This window comes from Sphingomonas sp. PP-CE-1G-424 (assembly GCF_004341085.1).
In the GTDB taxonomy this organism is placed as follows: domain Bacteria; phylum Pseudomonadota; class Alphaproteobacteria; order Sphingomonadales; family Sphingomonadaceae; genus Sphingomonas.
This window is the reverse complement of sequence record NZ_SLXW01000002.1, coordinates 867,912-887,762: the sequence shown is the minus strand read 5'-3', so window position 1 is coordinate 887,762 and position 19,851 is coordinate 867,912. Positions and strand designations below refer to the sequence as shown.

At 65.7% G+C, this 19,851-nt stretch carries 20 protein-coding genes; 8 read left to right on the top strand and 12 right to left on the bottom strand.

The features are described from left to right. Positions 1-5: 5 nt before the first annotated feature. The 6 genes from der to secG form a co-directional block, all read right to left on the bottom strand. On the bottom strand, positions 6-1,394 hold the full coding sequence (gene der / locus C8J43_RS09210; protein ID WP_056050847.1) for a ribosome biogenesis GTPase Der: 1,389 nt from the start codon (positions 1,392-1,394) through the stop codon (positions 6-8). A gap of 196 nt (positions 1,395-1,590) precedes the next feature. Then, positions 1,591-2,913, bottom strand: a complete 1,323-nt coding sequence (locus tag C8J43_RS09205) for a PQQ-binding-like beta-propeller repeat protein (RefSeq protein WP_056050849.1) — start codon at positions 2,911-2,913, stop codon at positions 1,591-1,593. Beyond that, positions 2,910-3,650, bottom strand: a complete 741-nt coding sequence (locus C8J43_RS09200) for a tetratricopeptide repeat protein (protein WP_133030596.1) — start codon at positions 3,648-3,650, stop codon at positions 2,910-2,912. Before C8J43_RS09200 ends, C8J43_RS09205 begins: the two co-directional genes overlap by 4 nt. A gap of 69 nt (positions 3,651-3,719) precedes the next feature. Continuing rightward, positions 3,720-4,580, bottom strand: a complete 861-nt coding sequence (gene panB / locus C8J43_RS09195; protein WP_133030595.1) for a 3-methyl-2-oxobutanoate hydroxymethyltransferase — start codon at positions 4,578-4,580, stop codon at positions 3,720-3,722. A 230-nt stretch (positions 4,581-4,810) separates the two neighbouring features. Then, positions 4,811-6,445 carry a CTP synthase gene (locus tag C8J43_RS09190; protein ID WP_133030594.1) on the bottom strand — a complete coding sequence of 545 codons (1,635 nt, stop codon included), beginning with the start codon at positions 6,443-6,445 and terminating at the stop codon, positions 4,811-4,813. A gap of 85 nt (positions 6,446-6,530) precedes the next feature. Further along, positions 6,531-6,926, bottom strand: coding sequence for a preprotein translocase subunit SecG (gene secG / locus C8J43_RS09185; RefSeq protein WP_133030593.1), 396 nt, complete (start codon positions 6,924-6,926; stop codon positions 6,531-6,533). Between the two features lie 234 nt (positions 6,927-7,160). Here secG and C8J43_RS09180 point away from each other — a divergent pair, with 234 nt between their 5' ends. The 8 genes from C8J43_RS09180 to eda all read left to right on the top strand — a co-directional run bounded on the left by C8J43_RS09180 (position 7,161) and on the right by eda (position 14,664). After that, the gene (locus tag C8J43_RS09180) at positions 7,161-7,493 is read left to right on the top strand and encodes a MarR family transcriptional regulator (RefSeq protein WP_133030827.1); all 333 of its coding nucleotides are present in this window, start codon (positions 7,161-7,163) and stop codon (positions 7,491-7,493) included. Then, positions 7,468-7,839, top strand: a complete 372-nt coding sequence (locus C8J43_RS21880; RefSeq protein WP_165899580.1) for an SH3 domain-containing protein — start codon at positions 7,468-7,470, stop codon at positions 7,837-7,839. Before C8J43_RS09180 ends, C8J43_RS21880 begins: the two co-directional genes overlap by 26 nt. After that, positions 7,836-8,759 (top strand): N-acetyl-gamma-glutamyl-phosphate reductase, encoded by a 924-nt coding sequence (gene argC / locus C8J43_RS09165; RefSeq protein ID WP_133030591.1) that lies wholly within the window; start codon positions 7,836-7,838, stop codon positions 8,757-8,759. Before C8J43_RS21880 ends, argC begins: the two co-directional genes overlap by 4 nt. A 45-nt stretch (positions 8,760-8,804) precedes the next feature. After that, on the top strand, positions 8,805-10,268 hold the full coding sequence (gene zwf / locus C8J43_RS09160) for a glucose-6-phosphate dehydrogenase (protein WP_133030590.1): 1,464 nt from the start codon (positions 8,805-8,807) through the stop codon (positions 10,266-10,268). A gap of 172 nt (positions 10,269-10,440) precedes the next feature. Next, complete coding sequence (pgl, locus tag C8J43_RS09155; protein ID WP_133030589.1) at positions 10,441-11,145, top strand: 6-phosphogluconolactonase; 705 nt, start codon at positions 10,441-10,443, stop codon at positions 11,143-11,145. Positions 11,146-11,147: 2 nt separating this feature from the next. Next, positions 11,148-12,962, top strand: a complete 1,815-nt coding sequence (gene edd, locus C8J43_RS09150; protein WP_133030588.1) for a phosphogluconate dehydratase — start codon at positions 11,148-11,150, stop codon at positions 12,960-12,962. A gap of 116 nt (positions 12,963-13,078) precedes the next feature. Next, positions 13,079-14,047 carry a glucokinase gene (glk, locus tag C8J43_RS09145; RefSeq protein ID WP_133030587.1) on the top strand — a complete coding sequence of 323 codons (969 nt, stop codon included), beginning with the start codon at positions 13,079-13,081 and terminating at the stop codon, positions 14,045-14,047. Then, positions 14,044-14,664 carry a bifunctional 4-hydroxy-2-oxoglutarate aldolase/2-dehydro-3-deoxy-phosphogluconate aldolase gene (gene eda, locus C8J43_RS09140; RefSeq protein ID WP_133030586.1) on the top strand — a complete coding sequence of 207 codons (621 nt, stop codon included), beginning with the start codon at positions 14,044-14,046 and terminating at the stop codon, positions 14,662-14,664. The genes glk and eda overlap by 4 nt, the downstream gene beginning before the upstream one ends. Positions 14,665-14,824: 160 nt before the next feature. Here eda and mltG read toward each other — a convergent pair whose 3' ends face one another. The 6 genes from mltG to fabD all read right to left on the bottom strand — a co-directional run bounded on the left by mltG (position 14,825) and on the right by fabD (position 19,731). Beyond that, on the bottom strand, positions 14,825-15,793 hold the full coding sequence (gene mltG, locus C8J43_RS09135; RefSeq protein WP_133030585.1) for an endolytic transglycosylase MltG: 969 nt from the start codon (positions 15,791-15,793) through the stop codon (positions 14,825-14,827). Between the two features lie 71 nt (positions 15,794-15,864). After that, positions 15,865-17,127 (bottom strand): beta-ketoacyl-ACP synthase II, encoded by a 1,263-nt coding sequence (fabF, locus tag C8J43_RS09130; protein ID WP_133030584.1) that lies wholly within the window; start codon positions 17,125-17,127, stop codon positions 15,865-15,867. 121 nt (positions 17,128-17,248) lie between these two features. After that, complete coding sequence (locus C8J43_RS09125) at positions 17,249-17,485, bottom strand: acyl carrier protein (RefSeq protein WP_031393971.1); 237 nt, start codon at positions 17,483-17,485, stop codon at positions 17,249-17,251. 77 nt (positions 17,486-17,562) lie between these two features. Further along, complete coding sequence (gene fabG / locus C8J43_RS09120) at positions 17,563-18,300, bottom strand: 3-oxoacyl-[acyl-carrier-protein] reductase (RefSeq protein ID WP_107962932.1); 738 nt, start codon at positions 18,298-18,300, stop codon at positions 17,563-17,565. 14 nt (positions 18,301-18,314) lie between these two features. Then, entirely contained in the window at positions 18,315-18,737 is a 423-nt protein-coding gene (locus C8J43_RS09115; RefSeq protein WP_133030583.1) for a GxxExxY protein, read from the bottom strand. Between the two features lie 34 nt (positions 18,738-18,771). Beyond that, the gene (gene fabD, locus C8J43_RS09110) at positions 18,772-19,731 is read right to left on the bottom strand and encodes an ACP S-malonyltransferase (RefSeq protein WP_133030582.1); all 960 of its coding nucleotides are present in this window, start codon (positions 19,729-19,731) and stop codon (positions 18,772-18,774) included. Positions 19,732-19,851 lie beyond the last annotated feature (120 nt).

Here is a 19,851-nt window from a genome sequence, read left to right as displayed (position 1 = left end):
CCGCCTTAGCTGCCGCCGCCGCCCCTGCCGTTGTCGTCATACGGATTCTTCGGCGCACGGAACATCAGACGCACCGGTACCGCACCGAACCCCAGATCCTTGCGCATCGAATTGACGAGATAGCGCTCGTAGCTCGCCGGGAGCTGATCGACGCGCGTGCCGAAGATGACGAAGCTAGGCGGACGCGTCTTGACCTGCGTGACGTAGCGCATCTTGATTCGCTTGCCGCCGGGGGCCGGTGGCGGCGTCGCCTCGATCGCGCGCTCGAACCAGCGGTTGAGTTCGCCGGTGCCGACGCGCTTCGACCATGCGTCGCGCGTATCGAAGCACGCTTGGAGCAACTGGTCGATGCCCTTGCCGGTCGCACCCGACACGGTCATCACGGTGACGCCCTTGACCTGGCTCAGGCCGTCTTCGAGCGCCCGCTTGACGCCGTTGAACAGCGACGAGGCGCTTTCGGCGATATCCCATTTGTTGAGCGCGATGACGAGCGCACGGCCCTCCTGCAGCACCTTGTCGGCGATGCGGAGATCCTGCGCCTCGAGACCGAGCGTGGCATCGAGCAGCAGCACGACGACCTCGGCGAAGTCGACCGCGTGAAGCGCGTCCTCGACCGACATCTTCTCGAGCTTGTCCTGCACTTTGGCGCGCTTGCGCATGCCCGCTGTGTCGATCAGCCGAACCTTGCGCGCTTCGCCACCGGTCGGATGCCAATCGTAATCGACACTGATCGAATCGCGCGTGATGCCCGCCTCGGGACCGGTGATCATGCGGTCCTCGCCAAGGATGCGGTTGACGAGCGTAGATTTGCCTGCGTTCGGGCGGCCGACGATCGCGAGCTTCAGCGGGCCCTCATATTCGTTGTCGGGTTGCTCCTCGGGCGGCTCTTCCTTGCCTTCGAGCAGCGGGAGCAGGCCTTCGAACAGGTCGCCTAGGCCTTCGCCGTGCTCGGCCGACAGCTGGACCGGATCGCCGAAACCGAGTGCTAGTGATTCGAGGATGCCGTCTTCGCCCGCGCGGCCCTCGGCCTTGTTGGCGACGAGAATCACGGGGACGTCGGCGGTGCGCAGCCAGCGCGCGATCTCTTCGTCGAGCGGGACGATACCGGCGCGCGCGTCGAACAGGAACAGCGCGACGTCGGCTTGCTCGACGGCAGCTTCGGTCTGCTGACGCATGCGGCCGGGCAGAGTCTGCGCGTCGTGGTCTTCATAGCCGGCGGTGTCGATGATGCGGAATTCGAGGCCGATCAGCGACGCGTCGCCTTCGCGGCGGTCACGCGTGACCCCGGGCCGGTCATCGACCAACGCGAGCTTCTTGCCGACGAGGCGGTTGAACAGGGTCGACTTGCCGACATTGGGGCGGCCGACGATTGCGACCACGGGGAGTTTGGACATGGCGTGCCCTTAGCGCGGGAACGCGCTGGCGTCACCTAGTCCCTCACCCCCTCCGGGGAGAGGGAGGGAGGAGCGAAGCGACGGAAGGGTGCGGGGAATTTGGGAGAGCGTTCCGAGCCTCATCCCCCTCACCCTTCCCACCCGGCTTCGCCGTGCGGGCCCCTTCCCTCTCCCCGACGGGGAGAGGGAGTTCAGGTCACCGGTACGCGGTGACCTTGCCCTTCTGGTCGAGCGTGTAGAGCGTCGAGTTGGCGACGATCGGCGACAACGAGAACGGCGTCTTGGTCTCGATCGTCGAGCTTACCGAACCATCGGTCGGCGAGACGAAATTGATCTCGCCGCGCGAGTTGGTGAGCACGAGGTGATTGCCGGCGAGGACCGGACCGAACCACGTGATCGCATTGCTGCGCTTCTTCTCGTTCTGGAACCGCGGCAGCTGGGAAATCCAGCGGGCCTTGCCGTTCGAGCGCGAGAGGCAGACGAGCTTGGCGTCGTCGGTCACCACGAACAGCCACTCGCCCGCGATCCACGGAGTCGAGATACCTGCGAAGTTCTGCTCCCACAGCCGCTGGCCGGTCGCCAGTTCGAGCGCGACCATCCGGCCACCCTGTCCCACCGCATAGACGCGACCGCCGTCGATCACCGGCGCCGCGTCGATGTCCGACAGGCTCGACACCGAGGTCGTGATCGACGTGCGCGACAGCGCGTCCTGCCACAGGATACGGCCGTTCTCGTAGCGGTATGCGCTGAGTTCGCCGCTCGAGAAGCCGGCGACGACGGTGCCCTGGCTGACCGCAGGCGCCGCGACGCCGAACACGCCCTGCGTTTCGAGCGTACCGGACTGTACCCACTGGACCTTGCCGTCGGTCTGGTTAAGCGAGAACACCTGGTTGTCCTGAGTCAGGACATAGACCGCGCCGTTGGCGACGGTCGGCGACCCGCGCAACGGCGCGCCGGGCTTGGCCCGCCACAGGATCTTGCCGTCCGCCGCGCTCATCGCGACGACATCGCCGACGCCGTCGGTGGCGTAGAGCTTGCCATCGTCATAGCTGACACCGCCGCCGAAGCGGGCCGCGCGGTTGATCTTGCCTTCGGTGATCGCCGCGCTCCACAGCGCCGCGCCCGTATCGGCCTTGAACGCATGGATCGTCGCGGTGACGTCGCTCACGAACAGCATGCCGTCGGCGACGACCGGTGGCGCACCCAGGCGCTCGCGGTTCGAGCCACCGTCGATCGACGCCTGCCAGGCGCGCTTGGGCTGGTCGCCCAGCGCGAGCTGCCCCATCGACTTGGCGGGGTTGCCGCCGGGCTGCGCCCAAGCGTCGTTGACTGCCGGCGCGGGCAGCAGAACCTGGACGTCGGCGATCGCCTTGTCGGTCTCGACTTGGTTCTCGGAGACCAGGATCGATACGCGGTCGCCCACCGTAGGGGTCTTCTTGCCGCCGCCCTTGAAGATACCACACCCGCTCAAGGCCACCAGCGCGGCGACGGCGACCGTCACCCGATATGTCTTCATCATTGCGCCTTGGTATCCTCGTTTGATGCAGCCGTCTTGATCGTTCCGGCCCGCGCCTCAGTGCTCGCAACAGCGTCGACACCCAGTACGCCGGCCATCTGAACCGCGCGTTGACGGATCGTGTCGGGCACGGTCGCGTCACGCGCGATCTGCCCGAACATCGTGCCGGCCTGCTGACGCTGGTTCATGCGGAGATAGGCGATCGCGACCATCTCGCCAGCGCTGCCCAGCCATGCGCCACCCGGTACCGCCAGCGGCCGCAGCCGCTCGACCACGACCTGCGGCTTCAGCGTGTCGAACTCGGCCGACGTCTGGCGAACCAGCGCGAGATCGCGGAAGGGCTTGGCCAGCGAAGTATCCGCGGCGATCGCACCGAGCTTGGCAGCGGCGCCCTTCAGATCGTCCTTCTGCAGCAGCACGTCAGCCTGCGTGAACTGGGCGAGCGCGCGGTAGCCGTCGCGGTTCGACTTGGCGAGTTCGGCCAACGGCTTTGCCGCGGCCGCAGCGTTGTTCGCACCGAGCGCATCATATGCCACCTGAAGCTCTTCGCCCTCGACGCCTGCCGCTTCACCATTATGGTGCTGCCAGTACAGGAATCCGGCGAGTGCGGCGAGCGCGGCGACGACGCCGATCGCGACCCAGACGCCCCAGTTCGTCCAGAACCCGGCGAGTTGGTCGCGGCGGAGTTCTTCGTCGACCTCGCGCAAAAATGCTTCATCGGTTTTCGGCGGGAGGGCCAAGGACAGCTCCGGAATATTGGGGATGGACGGCGCGGACCTTAGCCGCGCGGGAACCGAAACGGAAGCGGATCAATCCTTGGGCGCGTAGACCTGCTCCGGCCCCGGAAATGCGCGGCTCCGAACGTCGTCGGCATAGGTCTGCGCCGCCGACGAGATCGTGTCGGCGACGTCGGCGAACCGCTTTACGAACTTGGCGGTGCGATCGAACATCCCGAGCATGTCCTCGGCGACCAGGACCTGCCCGTCGCACTGCGCCGACGCACCGATGCCGATCGTCGGGCACGCGATACTGTTGGTGATCTCGATCGCGATCGGCTCGACCACGCCCTCGATCACCAGCGCGAACGCCCCCGCCTCGGCGATGTCCTGCGCGTCGGCAACGATCTTGGCGGCCTCCTCCGGCGTGCGACCGCGGGCACCATAGCCGCCGAGCACGTTCACCGCCTGCGGGGTCAGCCCGACATGCCCCATCACCGGAATGCCGCGCTCGGTCAGGAACTTGACCGTCGGCGCCATCGCCGTGCCGCCCTCGAGCTTCACCGCCGCCGCGCCGGTCCGTTTCAACAGATACGCCGCGCTTTCGAACGCCTTCTCGGGCGACGCCTCATAGCTGCCGAACGGCATGTCGATCACCACGACCGCATGATAGCTACCACGCACGACCGCCGCGCCGTGCGCCGCCATCATCTCGAGCGTCACGGGGACGGTCGACGGCAGCCCGTAGATCACCTGCCCCAGGCTGTCGCCGACCAGCAGCATGTCGCAATGCGGATCGAGCAACTGCGCGGTCCGCACGGTGTAGGCGGTCAGCATAACGAGCGGCGTTGCGCCCTTCTGGCGACGAATCGCGGGCACGGTGAGGCGCTTCAGCGGCGCAGGCGTTGGATTGGCGCGACTCGTCGCGGTGTCGAGCGTGTAGGTCGTGGACATGCGGGCGTTCTAGCGATTGTCGGTGGGCTAGCCCAGCCGCCGAAATTTCAGCGGACCCGCGGTCGCGTTTCGGACCGGGAAGAGCGGGAGCTTCCGACTGCAACTCTTCCCGGCGTCGCATTAGGAACGTGCGATGCGGCGTATGAACCTGCGCTGAGTGGGCTCGGCACCTACTCAAGCGGACGCATTCTCTGGGGACGCCTCCACTACCGCGAAGGCGTATCGACCAGTCAGACTAGTCGGCTTTGCTTGACGGCGGCTTCGATGAAGCTTGCGAACAGCGGATGCGGGTCGAACGGCTTGGACTTCAGTTCGGGGTGGAACTGAACGCCGACGAACCAGGGGTGATCGGGACGTTCGACGATCTCGGGCAGCGTGCCGTCCGGTGACATGCCGGAGAAAACTAGACCGCCCTGCTCCAACGCTTCCTTGTAGCCGGTGTTGACTTCGTAGCGATGACGATGGCGCTCCGAAATGTCGGTGCCGCCGTAGATCGACGCCACCACGCTGTTGCCGTCGAGCTTCGCATCATACGCGCCGAGCCGCATCGTGCCGCCCATGTCGCCTTCGGCCGCACGGGTTTCGAGACCTTCGCGGCCCATCCATTCGGTGATCATGCCGACCACCGGCTCGTCGGTCGGGCCGAATTCGGTCGACGACGCATTGGGAATGCCGGCGAGATCGCGCGCGCCCTCGACGCAAGCCATCTGCATGCCGAAGCAGATCCCGAAATACGGGATCTTACGCTCACGCGCGAACTTTACGGACGCGATCTTGCCTTCCGCGCCACGCTCGCCGAACGCGCCGGGGACTAGGATCGCGTCGCACGGCTCGAGCTGGCCGGCGATGTCACTCTCGGCGTTCTCGAAAAGCTCGGCGTCGATCCAGCGGACGTTGACCTTCACGCGATTCGCGATGCCGCCGTGGACCAGCGCCTCGTTGAGCGACTTGTACGCATCCTGGAGCCCGACATATTTGCCGACCACGCCGATCGTGACTTCGCCTTGGGGATTGGTCAGGCGGTCCATGATCTCGGTCCAGCGCGACAGGTCGGGTGCCTCGGCAGGTTCGATCCCGAATGCGCGCAGCACTTCGATGTCGAGGCCTTCGCCGTGATACTGGAGCGGCACCGCGTAGATGCTCTTCGCGTCGAGCGCGGGGATGACGGCGCTGGCGGGAACGTTGCAGAACAGCGCGATCTTGGCGCGCTCCGACGGCGGCAGCGGATGTTCGCAGCGGCAGACGAGCACATCGGGCTGGACGCCCAAGGCGGCGAGTTCGCGGACCGAATGCTGCGTCGGCTTGGTCTTCAGCTCGCCGGCGGCGGCGATGTACGGCACCAAGGTCACGTGGATGCTGATCGCGTTGCCGCGGCCCTCCTCGTTCTTGAGCTGGCGAATCGCCTCGATGAACGGCAGCGATTCGATATCGCCGACGGTGCCGCCGATCTCGCAGAGGACGAAGTCGATACCGTCGGTCTCGGCGCGCGCGAACGCCTTGATCGCGTCGGTGACGTGCGGGATGACCTGCACGGTGGCGCCGAGATAATCGCCGCGACGCTCGCGGGTGATGATCTGCTGATAGATGCGGCCCGACGTGACGTTGTCCGACTGGCGCGAGGGAACGCCGGTGAAGCGCTCGTAATGGCCGAGATCGAGATCGGTCTCGGCGCCGTCGTCGGTGACGTAGACCTCGCCGTGCTGATACGGCGACATCGTGCCGGGATCGACGTTCAGATACGGATCGAACTTCCGAATCCTGACGGTATACCCGCGTGCCTGGAGGAGAGCGGCAAGCGATGCCGCCATGAGACCTTTACCGAGCGACGAAACCACGCCCCCGGTGATGAAAATGTACCGAGCCATGGGAAGAGTCTCGTAGCGTGTGTTGGGGACGAACGACAAGAGCCCCGCGGATCACGCAGGGGCCTTTTATCGGCGAATGGAGTGTTTAGCGGGCGAGTGGGACCGCAGAATTGTCGGCGGGCGTGGTGGTGCCGGCGGGAACGCCAGCGTTCTCGGCGCCACCGGCGAACGGCGCCGCATCACCCTTGGGCTGCGCAGTCGGAACGGCCGTTGCCGCCGCCGGGGTGCGGGCGAGCGACGTGTCGATCGTGGTCGTCCGGTGATTCGCCGCGAGAACCGCGAGCAGGATCGAGAACAGCACGAACATCGTCGCCAGGACGCCGGTCGCGCGGGTCAGGAAATCGGCCGCGCCGCGCGCCGACATCAGGCCCGACGGACTGCCGCCCATGCCCAGACCGCCGCCTTCCGAGCGCTGCATGAGGATCACCGTGACGAGGGCGGCCGCGATGATCGCGTGGATGACGAGCAGAAAGGCGAACATTGCGCGGAAAACCCCGGAACTTTTGCGAAGGCGCGCACATAGGCGACGTCGCGGTTTCGATCAACCGCAACACGGGCTCCGCATATCGCAAGCCAATCGCAAAACGACGGAAACATGACGTCCGGGGGGCGTTGTGAACCCGTAATGACGCTCATGACTGGGTATCGTGCATATAAATTCAGATGGCGGATCAACGCTGTGGCATCAATGGCAGCCAATACCTTATCGACCTGGATGACCGCTCTGGTGGATTATGTCCGCTCGGGTGAACCCGATCTGACCAATCGGCAGATGGCGCTTCTTCTGCTCGTTTATCTCAAACCGGGGCCGCATACGGTGCGCGGCCTGGCCCGTGCGCTGAACGTATCGAAGCCGGTCGTCACGCGCGCCTTGAACAGATTGGGTGCCCTCGGCTATCTGCGCCGGCAACGCGACGATAGCGACAAGCGCAACATCTTCGTCGCGCGCACGACCGAAGGGGCAGATTTTCTTGAAGAGTTCGGGCAATTCATCGGCGACGGCCCCGCCCCAGCCGGCTCCAATGGGCGCACAGCCGCTCACGCTTGAGCCGTTCGACGACCAGGCCCGCACGAGCTTTTCGCTGACGGGCCGCTCGGTCGACCTCGACCCGCGTACCCACGCGGTTCGCCGCGATATCGCCGACATTCGCCTCGCCGAATACGTATTCGCTCCACACTATGCTGTGCCGATGATACGGCCCGTCGCGCGCACAGCTTTGTTGCGCAGCGGACGAGACGAAGCGAGCGATACGATGGTCGACCTCAACCCCGGCGACAGTTTCGAAGTGCTGGAAATTGCCGGCGTTTCGGCATGGGGCGTTGCGCGCCCGAGCGGGCTGGTCGGCTATGTCGAGGCCGCTGCGCTCGACCTTTCGACGACGGACGCGGCATGACCACGGTCTTCATCGACGGCGCCGTCGGCACCACCGGCCTCGAGATCCGCGAGCGGCTCGCCGGGCGGACCGACATCACACTGGCGCTGCTGCCTGAGGATCGTCGCAAGGATCCGGCGGCACGGCGCGAGGCGCTGAACGATGCCGATTTCGTCATCCTTTGCCTGCCGGACGACGCATCGCGCGAAGCCGTCACGCTGATCGACAATGCGCGTACCCGCGTGATCGACGCATCGAGCGCACACCGTGTCGCTGTCGGCTGGACCTACGGATTCCCCGAGTTGCCGGGCCAGGCCGGGAAGGTCGCGACCGCGATGCGCGTGTCAAACCCCGGCTGCTATCCCACTGGCTTCCTTGCGCTCGTCGCGCCTCTGGTCGCGGCCGGTCTCATCCCCGCCGACCTCCCGCTGAGTGTCAATGCGACCTCTGGTTACTCGGGCGGTGGCAAGGCAATGATCGCGGCGTTCGAGAATGGCGAGCCTGCGACGGCGTTCCGCGCCTACGCGCTCGACCTTGCGCACAAGCATATCGCAGAGATGACGCAGCATGCGGGCCTCACGCACGCGCCGATCTTCGCGCCTGCGGTGGCGAATACGTATCGCGGCATGGTCGTCGAAGTGCCGTTACATCTCCACGCCCTGCCCGGCCGCCCGTCGCTCGCAGCGATCGAAGACGTGCTGCGCGCTGCGTTCGATGGCTCGAAGCTCGTCTCGGTTGCCCCCAGCGATATCGGATCGGTCGATATCGAGGAGAATGCAGGGACCGATCGTCTGATGCTGCGGATCTGCGGTAACGACGCGGTCGGTCATGCGCGGTTGGTCGCGACGCTCGACAATCTGGGCAAGGGCGCCGGCGGTGCCGCGGTCCAGAACCTCAACATCATGGCCGGGGTCGATCCCGTAGCCGGTCTCGTTTTCTAGGACCGGCGTTTTTCGCCAGGTCCATCGCCACATCCAGGAGCTTCCATGCACCGTAATCCCGTAGCCAAGCTGCTTCTGTTCGGCGCGACCGGCGATCTCGCGCAGCGCATGCTGCTGCCATCGCTCTATGGCCTGCATGCCGACGGGTTGCTGCCCGAAGAACTGACGATCACCGGTGCCGCGCGTCACGAGCATGACGACAAGGATTACCGCAAGTTCGCCAAGAAGGCGCTCGACGAGTTCCTGCCCGAGGATCGCAAGGACGAGAGTGCGATCGGGACGTTCCTCGACCGGATCTTCTATCAGCCGACCGACCTGTCGGATCCGGCGAGTTTCCAGCCGCTGGCGGACAAGATCGGCGATATCTCCGGCGGGCTGGCGATCTATCTGTCGACCGCGCCCTCGTTGTTCGAGGCTGCGATCGAGGGGCTGCACAAGGTCGGGCTTGCTGGCGAGACCGTGCGCGTCGGGCTGGAGAAGCCACTCGGCTACGATCTGGAGACGAGCCGCGAGATCAACGATGCGGTGGCGAAGGCTTTCCCCGAAGAGCGGACCTACCGGATCGATCATTATCTCGGCAAGGAAACCGTCCAGAACATCCTTGCGCTGCGCTTCGGCAACTCGTTCTTCGAGCCGGTGTGGAACGCGCAAGGCATCGACAACGTCCAGATCACGATCTCGGAGACGGTTGGGCTCGAAGAGCGCGCAGGCTATTACGAGACGGCGGGTGCGTTGCGTGACATGGTCGCCAACCACATGCTCCAGCTGCTCGCGCTGATCGCGATGGAGCCACCGGCGCGGTTCGAGGGCACCGACGTCCGCGACGAGAAGTCGAAGGTGTTCCGTTCGCTGCGCATGATCAAGCCGGAAGAAGTGCCTAACGTCACGGTCACCGGGCAGTATGGCGAAGGCGCGGTGAAGGGGAAGTTCGTCAAGAGCTACTCCGAAGAGTTGGGCCAATCTTCGACCACCGAGACGTTCGTCGCGATCAAGGCGCATGTCGATAACTGGCGCTGGCAGGGCGTGCCGTTCTATCTGCGCACCGGCAAGCGCATGGCGACGCGGCGCAGCGAGATCGCGATCCAGTTCAAGGCGGTCCCGCACTCGATGTTCGCGGGGCGTGGCGGGCTGCTCCAGCCTAACATGCTGATCATCCGCCTGCAGCCGGAGGAATATATCCAGCTGCTCGTGATGGCGAAGGAGCCGGGTCTCGACCGCGAGGGCGTCCGCCTACGCGAAGTGCCGCTGAACCTGAGCATGGATGCCGAGTTCGCCGGCTCGCGTCGGCGGATCGCGTATGAGCGGTTGCTGCTCGACCTGATCGAGGGCGACCAGACCTTGTTCGTGCGCCGTGACGAAGTCGAGGCGCAATGGACCTGGATCGACGCGATCCGCGAGGGCTGGAAGGCCAACGCGATGAAGCCCAAGAGCTATGCCTCGGGCAGCTGGGGTCCGTCGGCCGCGATCGCGCTGACCGAACGCGACGGCGTGACCTGGCAGGACGACTGAGTTTGGTTTCGTCCGTTCGTCCCGAGTAGCCTTCGAGCAAAGTTGAGAAGGCGTATCGAGGGATCGGCCCGATTGTGGCATTGTACCTCGATACGGGCTCTCGGCTTCGCTCGATCCCTACTCGGCACGAACGGCATTTTTTGACAGCAATTTTCTGAGTGAGTTCAAGTTTATGACCGAAATCGAATGGTGGGAATATGACGACGCGGGCGAGCTCGCCAATGCGGTCGCGGGCGATATCCAGTTCGTCATCGAGAGCGCACTGGACGCGCGCGGCTCGGCGGTGATCGCGCTGGCGGGCGGCAAGACGCCGATGGCCGCGTATGAGAAGCTCGCCCAGGCGAAGCTCGACTGGAAGAAGGTCACGATCATCCCCGGCGACGAGCGGATCGTGAAGCTCGGCGATCCGCTGTCCAACGTGACGGCGCTGGCGAAAATCTTCCTCCCCAAGGGCGCGCGCGTGAAGCCGATCGTTCCCGAGGCGATGTCGGACTACAAAGCTGCCGGGCGTTCGGCGGATGCTCTGATGCAGGACCTGCACTGGCCGCTCGACTTCTGTCTGCTCGGCATGGGCGGCGACGGTCATACCGCGTCGATCTTCCCCGGCCCCGATTACGACGAGGCGCTGAGCGGACCGAAGGAGCGTCGTGCGCTCGGCGTGATGCCCGATCCGCTCCCGCCCGAAGCACCTCTGGCCCGCGTGACGTTGTCGGCTGCGGCGATCGCATCATCGAAGGCGCTGATGATCATGATCACCGGCGACGCGAAGAAGAAGGTGCTCGAGCAGGCGATCGAACAGGGTCCGTCGTCGTCCTATCCGATCGGCCGCGTGCTGGCCGAAGTCGAGCTGCCGGTCGACGTGCACTGGGCACCGTGACGATGTTGAACGCCGTCGTCTCCGCGGTCACCGATCGGATCATCGAACGCTCGCGCGACAGCCGCGCCGCCTATCTCGCGCTGATCGAGCGCGAGGCAGCGGCGCAAGTCCGTCGTCCCGGCCTCGGCTGCGCGAACCTCGCGCATGCTTATGCCGGCACCGAGGAAGATCGCGACGCGATGAAGGCCGATGCCGGCATGAACATCGGCATCGTCACTGCGTATAACGACATGCTTTCCGCGCACGCTGTCTACTATCGCTACCCGGAGCTGATGAAGATCTGGGCGCGCGAGGCGGGTGCGACGGCGCAGGTCGCGGGTGGCGTGCCGGCGATGTGCGACGGCGTGACGCAAGGCTATCCCGGCATGGAGCTGTCGCTGTTCAGCCGCGACACGATCGCGCTGAGCACGGCGATCGCGTTGTCGCATGGGACGTTCGAGGGCGCGGCGCTGCTCGGCATCTGCGACAAGATCGTGCCGGGGCTGCTGATGGGCGCGTTGCGCTTCGGGCATCTGCCGATGGTGCTGATCCCAGGTGGGCCAATGCCGACCGGCTTGCCGAACAAGGCGAAGGCGGCGGTCCGCGAGAAATTCGCGGAAGGCCTAGTTGGGCGCGACGAGCTGCTCGAAGCCGAGATCGGCGCGTATCACTCGAAGGGCACGTGCACCTTCTACGGCACGGCGAACACCAACCAGATGATGATGGAGGTGATGGGCCTCCACATGCCCGGGGCGGCGTTCGTCAATCCGGGCACCAAGCTGCGCCAGGAACTCACGCGGGCCGCAGTGCACCGCTTGGCGAAGATCGGTGCGCGCGGCGATTCGTATCGGCCGCTCGGGCACTGCGTCGACGAGAAGGCGATCGTGAACGCCGCGGTCGGCCTGCTCGCGACCGGCGGCTCGACCAATCATCTGCTCCACGTTCCGGCGATCGCTCGCGCAGCGGGGATCATCATCGACTGGGAGGATTTCGACCGCCTTTCCTGCGCAGTCCCGCTGATCGCACGCGTCTATCCCAACGGCTCGGCGGACGTGAACGCGTTCGAGGCTGCCGGGGGCATGCCCTATGTGATCCGCGAACTGCTCGGCGAAGGCCTGCTGCACGGCGACATCATGACGATCGGCGGCGAGGACCTGTCGGCGTATGCGAAGACCGCGGTGGTCGAAGGCGATACGCTAGCCTGGCGCGATACGCCGGATAGCGGCGACGAGACGATTCTGCGTCCTGCGACAGCTCCGTTCTCGCCCGATGGCGGGATGCGGATTCTCGCGGGCAATATCGGCCGCGCGTGCATCAAGGTGTCCGCGGTCGAGCGCGAGCGCTGGATCGTCGAGGCGCCCGCGATGGTGTTCGACGACCAGCTCGACGTGATCGAGGCGTTCAAGCGCGGCGAGTTGGAGAAGGACGTCGTCGTCGTCGTCCGCTTCCAGGGGCCGCGCGCGAACGGCATGCCGGAGTTGCACAAGCTGACGCCGCCGCTGGGGGTGTTGCAGAACCGCGGGTTCAAGGTCGCGCTGGTTACCGACGGCCGCATGTCGGGTGCGAGCGGTAAAGTGCCGTGCGCGATCCACTGCTCACCCGAGGCGCTGCTCGATGGTGCGATCGGGTTGATTCGCGATGGCGACATGATCCGGGTGGATGCGGTCAACGGTACGCTGGACGCGCTGGTCGACGCGGACGTGTGGGCGACGCGCGAAATGGTCGCGGTTCCACCGCCGGTTAGCGGCATGGGGCGCGAGCTGTTCGGGATGTTCCGCGGGCTTGCCGACGAGGCTGAAAAGGGCGCGTCGGCGATGCTGGCGGGGGCTGGGCTTTAGGATCCCTACCTACCGTTCGTCCTGAGCGAAGTCGAAGAACCGCCCGCTTGGGGCCATGTCCTTCGACTTCGCTCAGGACGAACGCGTATAAAGATATCGAGGAGCGGGAGAGACGAATGGAAATCGTAGCGGCAGATATCGGCGGAACGCACGCCCGCTTCGCGATCGCCGAGGTCGAGAACGGTCGCGTCGTGTCGCTTGGCGAGCCGGCGACGCTGAAGACCGCAGACCACGCATCGCTCCAGACCGCGTACCAGGCGTTCGAGGCGGGGCTCGGGCGCCCCCTCCCCCGTGCGCTCGCGATCGCGGTCGCGTCGCCGGTCGCGAACGACGTCATCCGGCTGACCAACAACCCGTGGATCATCCGCAAGTCGCTGATCACCGAGCGCTTGAAGGCCGACCAGTGGGTGGTCGTCAACGATTTCGGCGCGGTCGGCCATGCCGTCGCGCAGGTGCCGAGCAGCGACTTCATCCACCTCTGCGGCCCCGATACGCCGCTGCCGTCGATGGGCATCACGACGATCTGCGGCCCCGGTACTGGGCTTGGCGTCGCGCAGTTGCTGCGGCGCAAAGACGGGTATCAGGTGCTCGAAACCGAGGGTGGCCACATGGACTTCGCCCCGCTCGACGGGATCGAAGACGCGTTACTGAAGCGACTGCGGAAGACTTTCACACGTGTCTCCGCCGAGCGCGTCGTGGCCGGGCCGGGCATCGTCGCGATCTACGAGACGCTTGCCGCGCTGGAGGGGCGCGCAGTGCCGAGCCATGACGACAAGACGATCTGGACCGAGGCGATCGACGGCACCGATTCGATCGCGCTCGCCGCGCTGGACCGGTTCTGCCTCGCGCTCGGCGCGGTCGCTGGCGATCTGGCGTTAGCGCAAGGCGCGAAGGCGGTCGTGATCGCGGGCGGCTTGGGCTTCCGGATCAAGGATCGGCTCATCCGCTCAGGCTTCGACCAGCGCTTCGTCGCCAAGGGCCGCTTCCAGGGCATGATGGCGGCGATGCCCGTCAAGCTCATCACTCATCCCCAGCCCGGCCTGTTCGGCGCCGCGGCCGCCTTTGCACAGGAACACACCCAATGACCGCAACCCCCTCGCCCACTATCGCAGACATCATGCAGACCAGCGCCGTCATCCCGGTGCTGGTGATCGAGGACGCGGCGCTTGCTCGCCCGCTCGCGGAAGCGCTGGTCGCCGGCGGCCTGCGCGTGCTCGAGGTGACGCTGCGCACCGGCGCCGCGCTGGAGGCGATCGCCGAGATGAAAAAGGTGCCGGGCGCGATCGTCGGCGCGGGAACCGTCGTCAACACGCAGCAGTTCGCGCAGGTCCGCGATGCGGGCGCGGAATTCATCGTCTCGCCGGGGCTGACCGAACGCCTTGCTACGCCGATCATCGAGAGCGGCATTCCGTTCCTGCCGGGAATCGCCAATGCGGCGGATATCATGACCGGGCTCGACCTGGGGCTGACGCACTTCAAGTTCTTCCCGGCCGAGGCGAATGGCGGGTTGAAGGCGCTAAAGGCTCTGGCCGCGCCGTTCTATCAGTGCAGCTTCTGCCCGACCGGCGGTATCACCGAGGCAAGCGCGCCCGATTGGCTGGCGTTCAAGCCGGTGCTCTGCGTGGGCGGAAGCTGGGTGACCGGCGGGACGATGGCCGAGATCGAGATCAAGGCGCGCGCGGCTAACGCTTTGCGGGGGTAGCTCCTCCCCGGCACGGGGAGGGGGACCGCGACGCGCAGCGGCGGGGTGGAGGGGGAGCGCCGCGAGCGTACCACCTGCCGTACCCCGCCACTGACGGTACGCGCGCGGTGAGCCCCCTCCACCATCCTGCGGATGGTCCCCCTCCCCGTTCCGGGGAGGATTACATTTCGCCGCGGGCTTTTCGGATTGCGTACCATTTCTTCACGTTGGCGTTGTGTTCGGCCAGCGTGTTCGCGAACACGTGGCCGCCGGTGCCGTCTGCGACGAAATACAGCGCCTGGGTCTGCGCCGGATCGATTACCGCGTCGATCGAGGCGCGGCCGGGGTTGGCGATCGGGCCGACCGGGAGGCCGGCTTCGGCGTAGGTGTTGTAGCCGTTCTTCGCATGCAGTTCCGACCGCAGGATACGGCGGCCTAGCGGGCGGCCCTTGGTGATCGGGTAGATCACCGTGGGGTCCGCCTGAAGCGGCATGCCGTTGCGCAGGCGATTGCCGTAGACGGCAGCGACGGTGCGCCGTTCGGAGGGCTTGCCGGTTTCCTTCTCGACGATCGAGGCGAGGATGATCGCCTGTTCGGGCGTCGTCACCGCGATGCCAGGCTTGCGCGCGGCCCAGGCGGTAGCGAGGTAGGTCTTCATCGCCGCCTGCATCCTCGCGACGACCGATACGCGGGTGTCGCCGGCCTGGAAGGCGTAGCTGTCGGGGAGAATCGAGCCTTCAGCCGGGACTGGTACGGTGCCAGTCAGGCCGTCCACCTTCGCCAGCGCTTCGTGGATGAGGACCGAGGGATAGCCTTCGGGGACGACGATGAGCCGCTGGACGACCTTGCCGCCCTGCATCAGCTTGAGGATGTCGGACTGGCTGGTGTGCGGCGCGATGCGGTATTCGCCGGCCTTGATCGGATCGCCCGAGCCGAACACGCGGGCGTACAGACGGAAGTGTCGCGCCGAGGGGATCGCGCCGGCCTTTTCGAGTTCAGCGGCAGCGCCGGCCAGCGTGCTGCCTTCGCCGATCTGCACGGTCAGCGTGCGGGCCGCTGGGCCGGCGCCGCCCCAGCCTTGGACGACAAAGAACAGCGCGACGACTGCCACCAGGCCGATAATCAATCCGAGACAGCCGACCTTACGCATTGGTACTCCTTGGATCCCCGCGAAGGCGGGGACCCAGTCTGGGCCCCCGCCTTCGCGGGGGAACAACTTCGTTACTGGACCTTCGTCATCACCAGCGACGCGTTGGTGCCGCCGAAGCCGAACGAGTTGTTCAGCACCGCGCGGACTTCACGCTTCTTGGCCACGTGCGGGACGAGGTCGACGCCCACGCAGCTGTCGCTCGGGTTGTCGAGGTTCAGCGTCGGCGGGACGATCTGGTCGCGCAGCGCGAGGATGCAGAAGATGCTCTCCACCGCGCCGGCGCCGCCAAGCAGATGGCCGATCGCGGACTTTGTCGACGACATCGACAGACCCGAGATCGCGTCGCCGAACAGTCGGCGGACCGCGCCGAGTTCGAGTTCGTCGCCCAGCGGCGTCGAGGTGCCGTGTGCGTTGATGTAGTCGATGTCCTCGAGCTTTAGGCCCGACTTCTTGATCGCCATCTGCATCGAGCGGAACGCACCGTCGCCTTCCGGATGCGGCGCGGTCACGTGGTATGCGTCGCCCGACAGGCCGTAGCCGATCACCTCGGCATACATCTTCGCGCCGCGCGCCTTGGCGTGCTCGTACTCTTCGAGCACCAAGACGCCCGCGCCCTCGCCCATGACGAAGCCGTCGCGGTCCTTGTCGTAAGGGCGCGAGGCCTTTTCGGGCGAATCGTTGAAGTTGGTCGACAGCGCGCGGGCCTGTGCGAACCCGGCGATGCCTAGCGGGCAGACGGTGCCCTCCGCGCCACCCGCGAGCATCACGTCGGCGTCGTCCATCGCGATCATCCGCGCGGCGTCGCCGATCGCATGCGCGCCGGTCGAGCAGGCGGTGACGACCGCGTGATTCGGACCGCGCAGGCCGTATTTGATCGAAACCTGGCCCGAGATCAGGTTGATCAGGCGGCCGTGGACGAAGTGTGGCGAAACGCGACGCGGGCCCTTTGTATGGAGCACGATCGCCTCGCTCTCGATACCCGGCAGGCCACCGATACCCGAACCGATCGAGACGCCGGCGCGCCAGCTTTCCTCGAGCGTCATGTCGAGCAGACCGGCATCCTCAAGCGCCTGACCAGCCGCGTCGATGCCGTAGATGATGAACGGATCGACCTGACGCTGGACCTTGTGGTCGACGCGCTTGCCGGGATCAAAGCCATATTCGTGGTCGGCCGGTTTCACCTCGCAGGCGATGCGGCACACCTGATCCGACGCGTCGAAGCGCGTGATTGGGCCCGCGCCCGACTTGCCGGCGAGGATATTCGCCCAGGCCGTTTCAACATCCGCCCCCAGGGGGGTGACCAGGCCTAGCCCGGTTACGACGACACGCCGCATGGCTTCAAACTCCGTCTGCTCTCAAAACGAAACGGCTCCCCGCCCTCTTTGCCCAAGGACGGGGAGCCGCTCAAATCACACCCTTCAGGGCAGGTCCAAAGTTTTGAACCCTAGACCCTGATCAGGCCTTGTGCTCGTCGATATAGGTGATCGCGTCCTTGACGGTCGCAATCTTCTCGGCGGCATCATCGGGGATCTCGACACCGAATTCTTCCTCGAACGCCATGACGAGTTCGACGATGTCGAGGCTGTCTGCGCCCAGGTCGTCGATGAAGCTCGCGTCCTCGGTCACCTTGTCGGCTTCGACGCCGAGATGCTCGACGACGATCTTCTTCACGCGGTCAGCGGTCTCGCTCATGGTAGTTCCCTCTTCAAATCTGGGGGTTTTCGGTATTTCCTGAACGCACCTAGAACGCGGTAGTTCAGCGCGCAAGTTCAGATCATCGCCATCCCGCCGTTCACGTGCACGGTTTGTCCCGTGACGTAACCGGCTTCACGGCTTGCAAGGTACACGATCGCGGCGCCAATGTCTGCGCCTTCGCCGAGGCGACCGGCAGGAATCTTTGCGGTGAGCGCTGTCTTCTGCGCATCGGGCAGCGCGTCGGTCATCGGCGATGTGATGAAACCGGGGGCGACGCAGTTGACGGTGATGCCGCGGCTGGCGAGTTCCTGCGCCATCGATTTGGACATGCCGATCAGGCCGGCCTTCGACGCGGCGTAATTGGCCTGGCCGGGGTTGCCGGTGACGCCGACGATCGAGGTCACCGAGATCATCCGGCCGAAGCGCGCTTTCATCATCGGCTTGGCGGCGGCGCGCATGAGGCGGAACGCGGCTTCGAGGTTGACGCGGATGACGCTGTCCCACTCGTCATCCTTCATCCGCATCGCGAGATTGTCGCGGGTGACACCGGCGTTGTTGACGAGGATGTCTAGCTTGCCGAGCTTCTCCACTGCCTGTGGGACGAGCGCGTCGACGGCAGCGGCGTCGGAGAGGTTGCAGGGAAGCGCGACGTGGTCGCCGCCGAGGGTGGCGCGGAAGGCTTCGAGCTTGTCGGCGTTGGAGCCGGATACGGCGAGGCGGGCGCCTTGCGCGGCGAGGGCCTTGGCGATCTCGGACCCGATCCCGCCGGATGCTCCGGTGACGAGGGCGGTCATGCCTGTGAGGTCGAACATTTTGGTCTCCAAATTCAAGAAATTTGTTCGCGCAGAGGCGCGGAGGACGCGGAGGGGCGGTAGTTATTGACGAGGCGGCGGACGCCTTCTTTCAGGGTGGCGCCGCCGAAGTTTATGAGCAGCCCGACGGGCTGTTTGGTGAGCCTTAGATAGGTCAGCAGCTGCTTGGCATGGACAGGGAGAAGGCACTCGACCGATTTGATCTCGACGACCAAGCGGTCGTCAACAAGGAGATCGATCCGAAACGCTGCTTCGAAACGCAAGCCTTCGAACTCGATATCGATTGGCCGCTGCCGGGCGACCATATAGCCCATGGCAACCAATCGACCGGCAAGGACCGCTTCGTAAACGCTTTCGAGCAGTCCCGGCCCTAAATCTCGATGCAATCGCAGAGCAACATCCAGGACGTCGCCACTGACCACATCGATATCTTTCATGGGCTCTGCGTCCTCTGCGCCTCTGCGCGAAAATCTACAGTACCTTAATCAACGCCTCGATGTCGTCCATCGTGATGACGCTCGTCGTTTCGGCGTCGGGGGTGATGCGCTTGACCATGGGGCTGAGCACCTTGCCGCCGAATTCGACGAAGTGGTCGACCCCCGCCGCATGCATTGCCAACACCGATTCGCGCCAGCGGACCATGCCGGTGACCTGCTGGACCAACAGGTGACGGATTGCGCCGGGGTCGGCGACGGCGGTTGCGTCTACGTTGGCGAAGACCGGGACCAAAGGCGCGCGGAGGTCGGCGTCGAGGAGCGCGGCTTCCATCGCTTCGGCGGCGGGTTGCATCAGGGGGCAGTGGAAGGGGGCGGATACGGGCAACAATACCGCACGCTTGGCGCCGAGGTCCTTCGCCAGCGCGATCGCCTTTTCGATGGCGAGGCGGTGACCGGAGATGACGACCTGTGACGGATCATTGTCGTTGGCGACGGTGCAGATCAGCTCGGGGCCGCCCTCCGCGAGGATCGCGTCGACCGCGGCGCCGGCGATCACCTGGGCCTTTTCGAGGTCGGTGCCGAGCAGCGCGGCCATCGCGCCCTCGCCTACCGGAACCGCCGCCTGCATCGCGCGGCCGCGGAGTTTCAGGAGGCGGGCGGTGGTCGACAGGTCGAGCGCACCGGCAGCGCACAAGGCGGTATATTCGCCTAGGCTGTGGCCAGCGACATAGTCCGCCTTGTCAGCGAGGCGGATGCCGCCTTCCTTCTCGGCGACGCGCAAGGTGGCGATCGCGTTCGCCATGATCGCGGGCTGCGCGTTCTCGGTGAGGAGCAGGTCGTCCGCGGGACCTTCGCTCATCAGGCGGAACAGGTGCTGGCCGAGCGCCTCGTCGACTTCGGCGAAGACCTCGCGGGCGGTGGCACTAGCGTCGGCGAGCGCCTTGCCCATGCCGACAGACTGGCTCCCCTGGCCGGGGAAGATGAACGCGCGCATGGCCTCTCCTCTGTGTTCGGTCTTCGTTTGAACGCGGGGCCTATAAAGGTGCGCGTCGAGTTGCAACCTGAACGAACCTTGCGGCCTTGCGACAATATGCGACCATTTCGCCGACCTTGC